This is a genomic window from Proteus sp. PR00224, assembly GCF_016238105.1.
Taxonomy (GTDB): Bacteria; Pseudomonadota; Gammaproteobacteria; order Enterobacterales; family Enterobacteriaceae; genus Proteus.
The window spans coordinates 357,823-373,017 of record NZ_JAEHQU010000003.1 but is presented as its reverse complement, the minus strand read 5'-3'; the positions used below and the strand labels follow the sequence as shown (position 1 = coordinate 373,017).

Below are 15,195 nucleotides of genomic sequence, written 5' to 3'. Positions count from 1 at the left end.
TATCAATTAAAAATTATTATAGACAGTCTATTCCTTTTATTTTTTTATGTTTATAAAAATCAAACACAAGTAATTAGTTAATCAATTTCAATAAAAAAACACTATATTATTAAAATTTAAAAACAGAAATAAAAAAAGATATCAACAAGTGATATCTTTTTTTAGTTTACTGATTTATATTCCGCTGGAATTTAAAAATAATTTATTTGTTAATCATTCTTTTAAATCGTTATACACCGTTGCTCTTGAAACACCGAGGTATTGTGCAGTAATTTCCATTGCTTTACGCAGCGAAAGATAACCTTCATCTTGTAAACAGAGTAACAACTCGCGTCGTTGATGCGGTTTTAATGCTCTTGGTGTGACTGAATAAGTCGCAGAAAACTCATCAATACGTTTTTTCAGCGAATCTTCCGTCACTGAACTAAAGGTTTCAATAATGTCATTACCTTCTTCAAGGGTTGCAAATTGGTTAAGTACCATTTGTAATCCTTTGATCATTGAAATATCAATATTTAAACATAACGCTGCAACATAATTGCCTTGTTTGTCTTTAATACCGATAGACGTACTTTTTGCCGTTCTTCCATCAGGAAATTGATTGGGGTAATTTGCCACAATCTGAGGGAAATCGGACGATTCAATACGTGCCATTCCCAATTCTGTTGCTCTATCCCCTACTTTTCTACCTGATAGATTATTTTCAATGACCATAATGGTATTTTCACTATCGGTTAGATCATGAAGTACAACTTCACAAAAAGGCGATAATGTTTTACCAATGCCTTGTGCAATAAATTGTAGTTGTTCTACCAGCCACTCTTGGTCTTCTGTTTTATGTGACATAACGATCCCTGCAATAGCTAAAACGTAAATGATTTATACAATTTTAACTGATTTATTCAAATAATTAATCGTTATCTGCAGGATAATCAGATTTTGCCTGATTTAGAATAGCTTTTGCCATCCATTGAGTCATATCAATGACCTGCTGATCATCCATTTTCCAGATATCTTTCATTACCAAAAAGACTTCAGACCCATAAATTAAAGAGAAAGATTTAATCACCTTATCCCACATTTCTTCAGGATAGTGTGCTTTTAACGGTTCAATAACTTTGAGTAAAATCTCTTTACGGTGACCGCGAATAAATCGTTTTTCTGCATATTCACTTGATTGCCTCTCTTTTGCCCACTGCTGTAATGAGACTTGTAATGCACCACGCAGTGCACCTTCATGTTTAAACATTTGAGGATAGGCAAGATTGAGCAATTCAGTAATGCGCTGTTGCGTATTATCTTCAGGAGTGGGGTTCCATGCAATGATCGGTGCTAAACTTGCATCAACAGTGGCACTAATTAAATCACTTTGTGTTGGAAAATAACGATATGCGGTTGCTCTCGAAACACCTGCATGTGCCGCTAATTCCGACACTGTCGGTAACATTCCTTGCTCAAAAAGTCCCAATGCTGTTGTCACCAATAATTGATGGGTTCTTTTTCGTGTACCGGACATAGCATCCGTTTCGTCATTGTCACTCATAGAAAATCCTTCGTTATTTCCACACTTTATGTGTCTAATTTATTTTAAGTCAAATACTCACAACACTTAACGTTTACTTTAGGTGATTAATCACACCTTATCGACCTCTAGAGTATAAAAATAAAAATAATGAGACAAGAGTCTCAAAACGATGTTATGATAAATGAAACTCGAGTCTCATTATGGTTATAATCTATTCGTCGATAATCATAAAAGGTAAGGGAAGGCTTATGAAACAGTATTCTGGCTCTATTTATATTGCCACAACGCTTGATACTAAAAGTGCTGAGATTTTTTATGTCAGTGATTTAATTAAAAAAGCAGGCCTTCCTGTTAAAACCGTCGATTTGACAACTAAACCCACGACACTCGCCAAAGAAGCTGATGTCACCGCAGCAGAAATCGCAAGTTTTCACCCTAATGGTAAAGACGCGGTTTTCTGTGGCGATAGAGGTAAAGCCATAGAAGCGATGTCTATCGCATTTGAACACTATTTAACTCACCAAGATGATGTCTTAGCCATTCTTGGACTAGGCGGATCGGGGGGAACGGCACTGATTACACCAGCAATGCAATCTTTGCCAATTGGTGTACCTAAATTGATGGTATCAACGATGGCGTCTGGCGATATTTCAGGCTATATCGGTGCAAGTGATATCTCAATGATGTACTCCGTCACAGATGTATCCGGCTTAAATCGCATTTCTCGCAAAGTCCTAAGAAATGCGGCGAACCAAATAGCTGGCGCTGTTTATTTTTACCAAGAAGAACATGTTGTTGATAAACCGGCTGTCGCATTAACGATGTTTGGTGTAACTACGCCTTGTGTACAACAACTTACACAAAAACTTGAAAATAATTATGACTGCCTTGTTTTTCACGCAACAGGAAGTGGCGGTAAAGCCATGGAAAAACTGGCAGACAGTCACCTACTTCATAGCGTGCTCGATCTTACAACAACAGAAGTGTGTGATTACTTGTTTGACGGTGTACTTGCTTGTGATGAAGACCGTTTTGGTGCAATCGCCCGAACCAAAACCCCTTATATAGGTTCTTGTGGCGCATTAGATATGGTGAACTTTGGTCGCCCATCGAGTGTTCCTGAGAAATATAAAGGGCGTCAATTTTATCATCACAATGCGCAAGTCACCTTGATGCGTACAACACCAGAGGAAAACCGTCAATTAGGTATCTGGATCGCTGAGAAACTCAATCAGTGTGAAGGTCCATTGCGGTTTGTATTACCACAGGGCGGTTTTTCAGCTCTGGATATTGAAGGAGCCCCTTTCTGGGATCCTCAAGCAAACCAAGCTTTTTTTGATGCATTTATAACAACATTTAAAGAGACAGAGACTCGTCAGTTAGTCATCAGTCCTTATCACATAAACTCTGCTGAGTTTACTCAGCAAATTTATGATTTACACCAGGAACTTATTTGTTAACCACGGAGAAAGAAGAATGACTCATTCACGTGAAACGTTACTAAAAAAATTCAATGAAATGATTGCACGCCATGAGCCAATTATTGGCGGTGGTGCGGGTACAGGGCTTTCAGCTAAGTGTGAAGAAGCCGGTGGTATTGACCTTATCGTTATTTATAACTCTGGTCGTTATCGTATGGCTGGCCGTGGCTCTTTAGCGGGTTTATTAGCTTATGGTAACGCCAATGAAATCGTTATGGATATGGCAAAAGAAGTATTACCTGTTGTTAAACATACACCTGTACTTGCTGGCGTTAATGGTACAGATCCTTTCTGTAACTTTGATAAATTCTTAGATGAAGTTAAAGCAACAGGCTTTGCTGGCGTACAGAATTTCCCAACGGTAGGTCTGATTGATGGTAATTTCCGCGCTAATTTAGAAGAAACAGGTATGGGTTATGGTCTTGAAGTGGATATGATCCGCAAGGCTCATGAAAAAGGTTTATTAACCACACCTTATGTCTTTAGTCGTGAAGATGCGATTGCAATGGCTGAAGCTGGCGCAGATATTATTGTACCTCATATGGGATTAACAACTGGCGGTAATATTGGGGCTGAAACAGCATTAACCTTAGCGGATTGTGTTCCTTTAATTAATGACTGGGCAAAAGCGGCAAAAGCAGTGCGTGCTGATGTGATTGTGCTTTGTCATGGTGGTCCAATTGCAACACCAGAAGATGCACAATATATCCTCGATAACTGCCCTGATTGCCACGGCTTCTATGGTGCAAGTTCAATGGAACGCTTACCAACAGAAGTGGCATTAACCGCAACAACCAAAGAATTTAAAAGTATTAAACGCTAATTCAAAATCATCAAGTTTGCCTAAGCGTTAATCTATATTGCCCACGTTATGTGGGCAATATTTTATGCAGATACTCTTAATCGATTAGACGAGTCTTGCAATTAATGTATTTAAATCCCCAGCTAAGAAATCAACTGGTGGAATTTCAATAACCGTATAAGCACCTGCACGTTGTTTCATACTTGCTCTTGCAGCAGACACCATAAATTGAGACGTCAATGCAGGGTTGTTAATACGCATTGAATATTCAAATAATTGATTATGTGTTTTACCCGAAACCCCTTTATGAGACATTTGCACACCATGTCCCACATCTTTTAAGCTATCAACACAATCGACTTGCTTAATATGAGTTTCATCAGAAGAGAAATAGCTATCTGCTTTAATGGCTTGCTCTACTTGATTAAAATCTACTCCAGCTTCTAATTCCACGTAAACCATACGACGATGAACGCCAGTTCCTAATGGAATAGTCATTGAAAGTGCATCTTTTACACCATCAATTGCTTTAGCCGCTACGCTATGCCCCATGCTCATACCAGGTCCAAAATTAGTATAAGTGATCCCTTTTGGTGCCATAGCTAACATTAGCGTACGAATAATAGAATCAGAACCCGGATCCCAACCTGCTGAAATAACAGCGACACGGTCATGTTTTTTTGCAACTTCATCTAACTCTGTTTTTAATGCCACAATTTCACTGTGAACATCAAAACTATCTACTGTATTAATGCCTAAGCTTAAAATAGATTTAGCTAATTCTTTAATTGCACGAGTCGGTGAACATAAGAGAGCAACATCAACATTACCTAATGTTTTAATATCGTTAGTCACGGTAATATTTTGCAGTTCTTCTGGAACATTATTGATATCACGACGAACAACACCCATTAATTCAAAATCTTGAGCAGCTTGAACCGCTTCTAATGCAAATCGACCAATATTGCCATAACCGACAATCGCCACTTTTATTTTAGTATTCATTCATTCCCCTGACTTTAACGTTAATCATCTCTTAATGATAATAGTGATTAGTTATCAATGAATAAACCATATAAATATCTTTTTTGCCAGATAAACATTATTTGCACTATTACCTTATAAATAAACCTTGTAGAATCTCTTATCTTCCTACGCGTTATATTAATAATATCGATTTCACTCTGTTTTTAAGAAGGTTTTCAATGCATCAGTCTGATGTAGCGGATCGCTCGCTTTTTTCCCTTAGTTGGCCAATATTTATAGATATTTTCCTACATCTAGCCACACTATTAATTAATACTTACATGGTAAGCCACGTTTCTACGGCTTACTTAGCTGCTATGGGCGTCGGTAACCAAGTCTTTGATCTTTTTATCACTATTTTTAGCTTTATTAGTGTGGGATGTAGCGTTGTTATTGCCCAATACTTAGGCGCGGGTAAAAAAGAAAAAGCCAGCCAAGCAATTCATATTTCTATCGCGTTTAACTCTTTGTTAGGTATTAGTAGTGCCTTGATCATTCTTTTCTTTGGCTACAATATTCTTAACATAATGAATACGCCTGAGCACTTGGTGCAAGATGGCTACAACTACCTGCATATTATTGGTATTTGCCTTATTCCTGAGGCCATTTCGATTATTCTTGCAGCTTGTCTGAGAGTTTATGGTAAATCTAAAGCAGCAATGTATGTCACACTGATCGCCAATATTGTTACTGTCATTGGTAATATGATTGTGCTTTATGGCTTTTTTGGTTTACCACAATACGGATTAGTGGGTGTTGCGTGGTCAACGGTTGTTGGTCGTATTATTGCAGTTATTTTATTATGTGGATTACTGTTCTACGGTTTGCGTATTAAATTCGAAGCCAAACAACTCGTCGTATGGTCTAAAAATATGTTAGGGAAAATCCTACATATCGGTTTACCTGCTGCGGGTGAAAACTTGGTTTGGATTTTACATTACATGACTGCATCGGCTTTTATTGGATTAATGGGCGAAGTTCCTCTTGCAGCACAAACTCTCTATTTCCAACTGTCACTGTTTTTAATGCTTTTTGGCATAGCGATTAGTATTGGTAATGAAATATTAGTGGGTCACTTAGTGGGTGCAAAACGCTTTGATGATGCTTTTAATCGTGGGTGGAAAAGTTTAAAAACGGGTGTGATATTTACCATCGGGGTGGTTATTGTTTATTGGTTTATGCGTGATCCTATTTTGTATTCGATCACAGAAGACCAACGCATCATAGACCAATTGATCCCGCTGTTTATTTTGTCCGTCTTTTTAGAACCAGGTCGTACTTTTAATATCGTGATGGTGAATGCCTTGCGTGCTGCTGGTGATGCTAAATTTCCGCTGATGACAGCTATCTGCTTTATGTGGGGTGTTGCTATTCCGGTGGGCTATTTCCTTGGTATAAAAATGGAAATGGGCCTAATTGGTATCTGGATTGGTTTTCTTTGTGATGAATGGCTACGTGGCTTAACTAACGCATGGCGTTGGCGCTCTCGTAAATGGCAAACTAAGCGCTTGGATATTTAAATTAATATTAATAATTAATTTTCTGATAAAAAAGCTCCCTCATATTTCAATATTTTTTGAGGGAGCAACTTAATGTAATATCTATTTACTCTTAAAATAAAGAAGTGTTAACTCTATATCAATCATATAATAAAACTGGATATCATTAGGTATTTTATTTATATTATAATCTTTGAGTTCTTCAATAAAAGAATTAATTACACCATTGGTAAATTTTCTATTTTCTTTACTTAAAAGCAATTCCTCTGGTATATACTCTATTTTTTTTAAAAAATCACTCGTTATTTTCTTTTTTACTTTACTTTCATCAATAATTAAATTTGATAAATTATCCATTGATAAAAACGATCCATTTACACTTTTTTTTATCATTTTTATTATCAGCATTTTTTTACTTTCTTCTGATAGTTTTATTTTATTTAATAAACCAGTTTTATTTAATTTTTCCACACTGGATTCAATTATTTTCTTTAACTGATTAAAAGCATTTTCCTTATTTCCAATAAACTGCCCCTTATGTTTAATTAATTTACTTAAGTAATCTAATTTTCTTTTTATCCCGTTTTCTTTATTATTCAAAATAATTACTAACGATTCAATTAACGTTTTTTTATCAATAATACAGTCTACTATTTTCTCTACAATATCTGCATATAAATTTATCTTTTGGAGTTCATGTAATTTATTAATCTTAGAAAAGTCTTCTGTAAAAAAACCAGTAACATCTTGTTTCACATTTTTATTAAAGATATAAGAATACACAAATAAATAGTTTTTAATGTCATTAATTAATTTTTCATCATTTTTAACTATCTTATAATCCAAGGGTAAACCACTATCAATATAGTAATATATCAAATCTTCAATATTTACATCATCTATATTTTTTAGTGAAAATATTTTCAAAGAAACTTCGTTATTAAATCCTTCAATTAATTTATGTTTATATATTTTAATTTTTTTATTAGTAAAAGCATTTTCTATATATCCTGCTAGTTCTGATTTTATCTTTGATGTAAGAATTTCTTTTTCTTCAGAGGTCAAATTTCTTTGGGGGAGTTTTGGTCTTGAATTTCTAATTTCTTGTAGTTCACGCTCATTAAAATCGTTATTACCACGCTCTGCTTCAGCATTCTGTTTATCTGTACTATCATTCTTTTCAAGAACAACATGATGTAATGCTCCAGTCATATCCATATAGATACTCTCAGTAGCTTCTGAGGACTGATCGCTATTGCTAACAATATCCGTTGAAACATTGCTATCATCTAACGGCATATATTTTACATAAATACCCTCTTCTACATAGTTTGAATAGCATTCTTTATTTTCTTTTAAATCATGAGAGGTTAATTTTACGCTTGATTTATTAGCCATGTTTTTATTTTCGACTGATAAAATTTCCTCACTAACATAATTTATAGGTTTTTCTTTATTATCACTTACAAAATTGGATTCTAAATATATGTTAGGAGTAAAAACAATACATCCATTATCTAATGATGAAAATTTTTCAGCCATGATATTATCTGATTTTTTTTCGAAACTATTATTAAAAAAATGATTTAGAACTATATTAGATGAAGTAATATTAGAAGGCATAATTATATCCTTATTAATCTATTTGTCATTATTATAATATCCTTTATAACTTATCTAACTATCAATTAATAACCTAAAAAATATTTTATTTTAAAAAACTTTTTGATGGTTTTTCACAAGAAATATGGCTTAACATAAATTTAAAAATATTAACAATAAAAAATAACCATTAATCAATATTAAATATTTATTATAAAAAATAATTATTTTTCTATAATTCTAATCGTTTTTTATGGTACAAGTAAGTGTTGGTTTTTTCTTATCAAGAAAATGACTTAGATTAAATAAAGAGAGAATACAAAAATAAAACACAATGTAATCTTATAATAAATCTCGTTGATGGTTTATTTCTTATCCGAAAGTTAATACCACCACAAATAGGGAAAATGACTCTGCGGGAATTATGCCGTTATCAAAAGACCCGCGTGTGCTTGTATTATAATGAGTTAAAGAATTAAAGGCGTTGGATGTTAAGAATATTAAAATCCACGACACTATAATTGTAACAGCAATACTACCTTCAGATCTTAATTACGATATTCCTACCATTGCCTTCTTTGGCTATTTAGGTACCAGTGCAGAACAAGTTAATAAGAAAAAAGCGCAAGTTATTCCTTATAAAGGTGGTTATCTTTATTTAAACAAGTAACTTGATATCTATTACGTCATTTAGCATGGTAACAAAACCATTTTGTGTGTTTTTATTTTTAAACATTATCAATTTCATCATTGAAATTTAAAATACAGCCACAATAAAAACCATGGGCACCACCATCATAATTTTAGCTTTTTTTAACTTTTTCCAATAATTCTTTTAATGTAAGATGCTTATTTTCATTCGATATTTTAAGCTGTTCGTCTATTTCATCTAAAAAATCACCAATTAATTTATTGTTATTTATTAAATTAAATCTAGCTTTATGTACTTTCTCTATCAATGCTAGATTTCTTTCATTTATCTTATCCTTTCCTGCTAGAATTTCTTTTTGTTCCTCTGTTTCTTTTAATTTCTCCTCTTCACTAGGCTGCTTAATAATAATTTCGCCTACAACACCATTTTCATGCTTGCTTTGCTCATTTTTTAAATATTGTAAGTAAATAATATCATTAACTTTTTTATTTAATTTGAAAAAAGAATCTAATTCAACCAATTTATTTAAATAATTTTCCTTATTAAAACCGTTTGATTTTTCTTTATTTTCAATCCCATTATAATCTTCTAAAAAATTAGAGACTTTAGCAAGAAAAGTATAGCCATAACTATTATCGCCATCTGATAATCTATCTAATAATGATATGTCTTTTGTTGTTTCAATCAAGGAAGATTTAAATTTATCCTTTTCAATATCTAATTTGTTTTCATTAGAATGAAATTCAACTTTATTATCATTAGATAATATCAGTGTATCATCGTTATTTAAATTAGATAGCGTTGATGATTCTTTTTCATCATGTTCACTTATTTCATGAGAATGAAAATTTACAGATTCATATCTTGCATCATCAAATTCACTTTCTTTTAAATAATTAGAATTGGATTTCTCTAGTAATTCAACATTATTATTCATTAGAGGTTTAAATTTCATATCTGTAATATAATCAATTAATAACATCTTACTCTTCAAAAAACTATCTTGTTTACATGAATGAAGAGCATTAATAGCTTCATCAATTGGAATCAATTCTCCATTCGGAAGCTCAATAAATTCCAAAACACTCTGTTTCTTTTTAAATAATATTTTCTTTTCATCTGCAATATTATATTCTGGCGTTTCTTTTTTTATCTCAGGTTTTAAAAATTCACTTTCAAATTTAAGAATACTTGTTCCCTTCATCCCATAATCTACATTATTTTTCTCTTCATCACTAACAATTAACTTTTTGTTTTTTAAAGATTCACTCTTTGAATTAATAATATTAGACTCTATCATCTCATTATCTATATTGTTTTGTTCTTCATTACTGATAATTAAAATTTTAGGTTTTAAAAATGTACTCTTTGTATTATATATATTTTTATTTTCATAGCGATTAGGGTAAATAAATTCATTTATTGTATTCATCACCTTGATAGATAGATTAGAAATAGAGAGTTTTATTTTCCCGCCTATGGAGACTATTTTATTCGCAATAGAGGGTGATTTTCTACCAATTTCATTGATACCATTCATTATCATAATACTCATGTTATTTATATATAAATAATATTTTACTCTCAGTATTTCTCTCATCTATCACTTCTCTTTTCTATTTTTTTAAATAAATAGCATTTATTTTAAGAAAAAAACTTAATAACTTTCAAAAAAATATATTAATTATGATAAAGAAATAATAATGAATTAAATGAAGTTTAATGATTAACTTCACAAAAATAGAAGTCATAAAGTAAATAAAAATAACCTCACCTATACAAAACACGATTTTTTTTAATAAAGAAAAAACCAAAAATTAAACATTGATTAACATTAAAAAATTACTGTAAAAAAAATTATTTTCCTCTAATTCCCTGCTGGTTTTTTTATGATACAACAAGTAGGTGTTGCTCTTTCCAATAAATGAGACAACTAAGCTTTAATAGAGAGAATACAAAAAATCAAACACAATGGAGTCTTGTCATGAATCTCGTTGAACGTTTTATTTCTTATACAAAAGTTAACACCACCACTAATAGGGAAAATGGCGCTGCTGGCATTATGCCTTCATCAGAAGGTCAGCGAGTGCTTGCACTACAATTAGTTGAAGAGTTAAAAGCGTTAGGTGTTGAGGATATCAAAATTCGTGATACTGCAATTGTTACCGCAACACTCCCTTCTAACCTTGATTATGAAGTGCCAACGGTTGCTTTCTTTGGCCATCTAGACACCAGCGCTGAACAAACGAACGATACCAAAGCTCAAATTTTACCTTATAAAGGTGGTGACCTTTGCTTAAATAAAGAGCTCGATATTTATCTACGTCAAAGCGAATTTCCTGAATTAGAAAACTATATTGGTGACGATATTATCGTGACCGATGGCACAAGCCTATTAGGTGCTGACGATAAAGCCGCTATCGCCTCTATTATGGATATGTTGCAGTACTTTAAACAGCATCCTGAAGTTAAACACGGTACAGTTAAAATTGGTTTTGTGCCAGATGAAGAACAAGGTTTACGTGGTGCAAAAGTTTTTGATACTAAAGAATTCGGTGCTGATTTTGCCTACACCTTAGATTGCTGTGGTATTGGTGAATTAGTGTACGAAAACTGGAATGCAGGCGATGTTGAAATCACCTTTACAGGCGCATCAGCGCACCCAATGTCCGCCAAAGGTAAATTAAAAAACTCACTGTTAATGGCACATAAATTTGTTGCTATGTTACCGGGCGGTGAAGCACCTGAATATACAGAAGGCCGTGAAGGTTATTATTGGGTAAAACAATTAGCAGGTAATAGCGCGCGTACTGTATTAAAAATGGATGTGCGTGATTTCACCGAAAAAGGTTATGCGCACCGCATGGCATTTTTAAAACAACTCTCAGATTATTGTGAAGGTTTATGGGGTGAAGGCTCTGTCACTTGTAAACTCGCAGATCGTTATGCCAACGTGTTTAATAGCCTGCAAGGCGATAAGCGCTATCCTATCGATATTGCAGTGGCTGCTTATGAAGCGAATGGTATTACACCTCGCCCAATCCCAATGCGCGGTGGTTATGATGGTGCAGCGCTCTCTCAAAATGGCCTGCCTTGTCCTAATATTTTTACTGGTGCTCATAACTTCCACTCTATTTATGAATATCTGCCAGTTAAATCGCTTTATGCGGCAAGTGATGTCTTAAAATCTGTCGTTAAGATCACCGCTGAACGTTTTGCACCTGGAGCTAAAGCATGATCCAAATTCTTGCGGTCTTAGTTGTCGTTGTTATTGTCGCTAGAATGATCTTGAAAGGATATAAAGCAGAACCTGTTTTGTTAGTGGCGGGTTTAGCCTTAATGGCGCTAACGATGATGTTTGGTTGGGGAGATATTCTTCCTAAAAATGTCAAAACAACAGGTATTGGCTGGCTAGATCCTTTTGAAGTAATGCGTGATCTCTTTAGTAGCCGTGCGGCTGATCTTGGTTTAATGATCATGGCGCTGATGGGATTTGCACATTATATGGATCATATTGGTGCCAATGAGGCCGTTGTCCGTGTTGCAACTCGCCCATTGAAAAATATGCGCTCACCTTATGTGTTGCTATTTTTCTCTTTTTTACTCGCAAGTATTTTGCAACTTGCTATTCCTTCAGCAACAGGATTGGCCGTTCTATTAATGGGTACGATGTTCCCGATTATGATAGGACTTGGCTTATCCCCCGCTTCCGCGGCAGGCGTAATTGCAACATCATTGGGCGTTGCTTATACCCCAACAGCAATTGATGCCATTCGTGGTGCAAAAGCGGTTGATTTAGGCGTTGTTGAATATGTGCTTTATTACCAAGGACCTGCGGCGATTGCTACCGTATTAGCCGTTGGTATTACACATATCTTCTGGCAACGCCATTGTGATCGCAAAGCTGGGTTTGTGCCTCAATTAGGCAAAATGTCTGAAGAAGCAAAGAGTGATAAAAATGTACCCGGCTTTTATGCCTTACTGCCAATGTTACCTATCATTATGGCAGTAAGTTCATCAAGCCTATTTGTTGAAGGTATTCACCTTGATGTAGTCACTATTGTATTGATTTCAATGGCAATTTGTATGCTGATTGAAACATTACGCTTACGTGATTTTAAATCAGTGTGTGCGGGCTTCCAGCATTTCTTAAAGGGTATGGGTTCTGCATTTAGTAATGTTGTGGGATTATTAGTCGCAGCGGGTGTTTTTGCTCATGGTATTAAAGTCAGTGGTGCAATAGACAGTCTGATCGTTATGGCGGAATCTGTTGGCCTACCACCATTTGCAATGGCATTGGTCTTCGCTGTCGTAACATTAGCTGCCGCGATTATTATGGGGTCAGGTAATGCACCTTTCCTTGCCTTCGTTGAACTTATTCCACAAATTGCCCATAGCATGGGCGTAAACCCAATTGCGATGATTTTACCAATGCAACAAGCGTCACATATGGGACGAGGTATGTCTCCAGTGGCGGGTGTGATCATTGCCGTATCGAGTGGCGCAAAATTACAACCGTTTGATGTTGTAAAGAGAACAGCAGTACCGCTTATGGTCGGTTTTGTATTCCATAGTGCTATTATTGCTATCTTCTATTATTAATAAATATACCTGAAGCAATAATTGTTGCTTCAGGTTATTTTCAAATAATAAACTTCTTAAAAATAAGTGAAGATAATTTATTGTTATTTTCATAAATAAAAAATTAGTTATATTTTATTTAAAATATATTTACTCAATCATTTTAAAACAAAGATAAAATCACTAAATTAATGAAAATATTAACAAAAAAATAAGATATTATTCTTATACAGCAGAAAATAAAACGCCTATTATTTATTTTGTTAAAATGATGACATGATATTAAACGCACTCACTCATTGCCATTTATTTTAACTATTCTGAGTTAGCCCACATTAAGTATGATAATTATACTAGCAATAGAATGGTGTATTCGTTCTATTGCATTTTTATTTAATCTTATTATTAGATATTAAAACCATCTCATTCTTTTTTATTTCTCATCACTTCTTTTTAAGAAAAAAACACAAAATGCCTCTCTTTTTATCAATAAATACTGCAAGAGAGCCAAAACGGTTGCTTTATCTTTGATATAGAAAAAATTACCAGTTTTAAAGTTAATAAGGGTGATATTTTCTCAAAATTTGTGCAATCTTAGTAAATTCAGAAAAAACTTTCTCCCATAAATTCAGTATGATGTTTGTATTAAAAATAGAATAACCTATTGAATTTTCATACTGTTTATTGGATGCATGCAATGAAAGAACAATTATCTTCTCGTTGGAAAATATTGATAGCGGCAGTTAAGCAACAAGTAAAACCCGCTTTAGGTTGTACAGAGCCTATTTCGCTTGCATTAGCGGCTGCAACAGCAGCAAGTTACTTACAACACGCGATTACCCGCATTAGTGCTGAAGTCTCTCCTAATTTAATGAAAAACGGTATGGGCGTAACCGTACCAGGTACGGGCATGGTGGGATTATCCATTGCCGCAAGCTTAGGTGCCGTTGGTGGTGATTGTAAAGCAGGTCTTGAAGTATTAAAGAATGCAACACCAGAGCATGTTGAACAAAGCAAAGCACTATTAGCCGCGGGCATCGTGAATGTTTCAATTAAAAAAGAGTGCCAAGAAGTTCTATATAGCGAAGTGACTGTTGAAGATAGTGAAAACAGCGCAACTGTCATTATTGCAGGTAACCACACTAATATTGTTAAAATTATTTATAACGGTCATGTTGTTCTTGATAACACTTGTGCTGGCGCAGAACAATCTGCATCACCTTGCGAAATAAAAGAAACGTTAACCCAAACCAATACTCAAGAAATTTACCAGTTTGTTACCCAAACGCCAGTAGAAGAAATTTCTTTTATCCTTGAGTCAGCACACTTAAATGATGCGCTATCAAAAGAAGGTTTGAACAATACTTATGGTTTACATATTGGGCAAACTTTACAGCGCCAACAACAGCGTGGCTTATTAGCAAAAGATTTATTATCAGAAATCATGATCCGTACTTCTGCGGCGTCTGATGCACGTATGGGGGGTGCCGTTTTACCCGCAATGAGTAATTCTGGCTCAGGCAACCAAGGTATTGCCGCAACGATGCCTGTTGTCGTGGTTGCTGAATATTTACAAGTTGGCGAAGAGAAAATGGCAAGAGCATTAATGCTTTCCCATTTACTGGCTATTTATATTCACCATAAATTCCCTGCACTATCTGCGTTATGTGCAGCAACAACCGCATCAATGGGCGCAGCTGGTGCAATTGCATGGCTAATGGATGAACGTTACGAATCTATGGCTATGGCAATTAGTAGCATGATTGGTGATATCAGCGGTGTGATTTGTGATGGTGCTTCAAATAGCTGTGCGATGAAAGTCTCAACTGGCGCGAGTGCAGCTTATAAAGCTGTGTTAATGGCTCTAGATAACACTTATGTGACAGGTAATGACGGTATTGTCGCTCATGATGTTGATTCTACAATTGAAAATCTATGTGCACTAGCAAGCCGTGCAATGCAACATACCGATGTTCAAATTATTGAGATCATGGAATATAAAGCCGTTGCTAATGGCTAATTTGAGC

General features: G+C 34.5%; 12 protein-coding genes. 7 read left to right on the top strand and 5 right to left on the bottom strand.

Annotation, left to right across the window (positions count from 1 at the left end; translation table 11 throughout):
• Positions 1 to 213: 213 nt before the first annotated feature.
• Positions 214 to 846 carry a helix-turn-helix transcriptional regulator gene (locus tag JEP71_RS07630; protein ID WP_006535016.1) on the bottom strand — a complete coding sequence of 211 codons (633 nt, stop codon included), beginning with the start codon at positions 844 to 846 and terminating at the stop codon, positions 214 to 216.
• 64 nt (positions 847 to 910) lie between these two features.
• Positions 911 to 1,543: a TetR/AcrR family transcriptional regulator gene (locus JEP71_RS07625; RefSeq protein WP_109371635.1), complete on the bottom strand. Its 633-nt coding sequence runs from the start codon at positions 1,541 to 1,543 to the stop codon at positions 911 to 913.
• A 230-nt stretch (positions 1,544 to 1,773) separates the two neighbouring features.
• On the opposite strand from JEP71_RS07625, the gene JEP71_RS07620 reads away from it, so the two are divergent.
• Together JEP71_RS07620 and JEP71_RS07615 are read left to right on the top strand one after the other, a co-directional pair.
• Positions 1,774 to 2,985, top strand: coding sequence for a Tm-1-like ATP-binding domain-containing protein (locus JEP71_RS07620; RefSeq protein ID WP_109371637.1), 1,212 nt, complete (start codon positions 1,774 to 1,776; stop codon positions 2,983 to 2,985).
• A gap of 16 nt (positions 2,986 to 3,001) precedes the next feature.
• Positions 3,002 to 3,829, top strand: coding sequence for a phosphoenolpyruvate hydrolase family protein (locus JEP71_RS07615; protein WP_198619381.1), 828 nt, complete (start codon positions 3,002 to 3,004; stop codon positions 3,827 to 3,829).
• Between the two features lie 84 nt (positions 3,830 to 3,913).
• Here JEP71_RS07615 and JEP71_RS07610 read toward each other — a convergent pair whose 3' ends face one another.
• Positions 3,914 to 4,813 carry a diaminopimelate dehydrogenase gene (locus JEP71_RS07610; protein WP_198626037.1) on the bottom strand — a complete coding sequence of 300 codons (900 nt, stop codon included), beginning with the start codon at positions 4,811 to 4,813 and terminating at the stop codon, positions 3,914 to 3,916.
• A gap of 200 nt (positions 4,814 to 5,013) precedes the next feature.
• Between JEP71_RS07610 and JEP71_RS07605 the strand changes: the two genes are divergently transcribed.
• Positions 5,014 to 6,354 (top strand): MATE family efflux transporter, encoded by a 1,341-nt coding sequence (locus tag JEP71_RS07605; protein WP_198619379.1) that lies wholly within the window; start codon positions 5,014 to 5,016, stop codon positions 6,352 to 6,354.
• A gap of 81 nt (positions 6,355 to 6,435) precedes the next feature.
• Here JEP71_RS07605 and JEP71_RS07600 read toward each other — a convergent pair whose 3' ends face one another.
• Positions 6,436 to 7,956, bottom strand: coding sequence for a hypothetical protein (locus JEP71_RS07600; protein WP_198626036.1), 1,521 nt, complete (start codon positions 7,954 to 7,956; stop codon positions 6,436 to 6,438).
• Positions 7,957 to 8,419: 463 nt separating this feature from the next.
• Here JEP71_RS07600 and JEP71_RS07595 point away from each other — a divergent pair, with 463 nt between their 5' ends.
• On the top strand, positions 8,420 to 8,605 hold the full coding sequence (locus JEP71_RS07595) for a hypothetical protein (RefSeq protein WP_198619377.1): 186 nt from the start codon (positions 8,420 to 8,422) through the stop codon (positions 8,603 to 8,605).
• A gap of 133 nt (positions 8,606 to 8,738) precedes the next feature.
• Here the strand turns inward: JEP71_RS07595 and JEP71_RS07590 are convergent, their stop codons facing one another.
• Positions 8,739 to 10,127 carry a hypothetical protein gene (locus tag JEP71_RS07590; protein WP_198626035.1) on the bottom strand — a complete coding sequence of 463 codons (1,389 nt, stop codon included), beginning with the start codon at positions 10,125 to 10,127 and terminating at the stop codon, positions 8,739 to 8,741.
• A 444-nt stretch (positions 10,128 to 10,571) separates the two neighbouring features.
• On the opposite strand from JEP71_RS07590, the gene pepT reads away from it, so the two are divergent.
• From pepT to JEP71_RS07575, 3 genes are all read left to right on the top strand, one after another.
• Entirely contained in the window at positions 10,572 to 11,825 is a 1,254-nt protein-coding gene (gene pepT / locus JEP71_RS07585) for a peptidase T (RefSeq protein ID WP_198619375.1), read from the top strand.
• Positions 11,822 to 13,189, top strand: coding sequence for a C4-dicarboxylate transporter DcuC (gene dcuC, locus JEP71_RS07580; protein ID WP_198619374.1), 1,368 nt, complete (start codon positions 11,822 to 11,824; stop codon positions 13,187 to 13,189). The genes pepT and dcuC overlap by 4 nt, the downstream gene beginning before the upstream one ends.
• 676 nt (positions 13,190 to 13,865) lie before the next feature.
• Positions 13,866 to 15,188 carry an L-cysteine desulfidase family protein gene (locus JEP71_RS07575; RefSeq protein ID WP_198626034.1) on the top strand — a complete coding sequence of 441 codons (1,323 nt, stop codon included), beginning with the start codon at positions 13,866 to 13,868 and terminating at the stop codon, positions 15,186 to 15,188.
• The last annotated feature ends 7 nt before the right edge of the window (positions 15,189 to 15,195 follow it).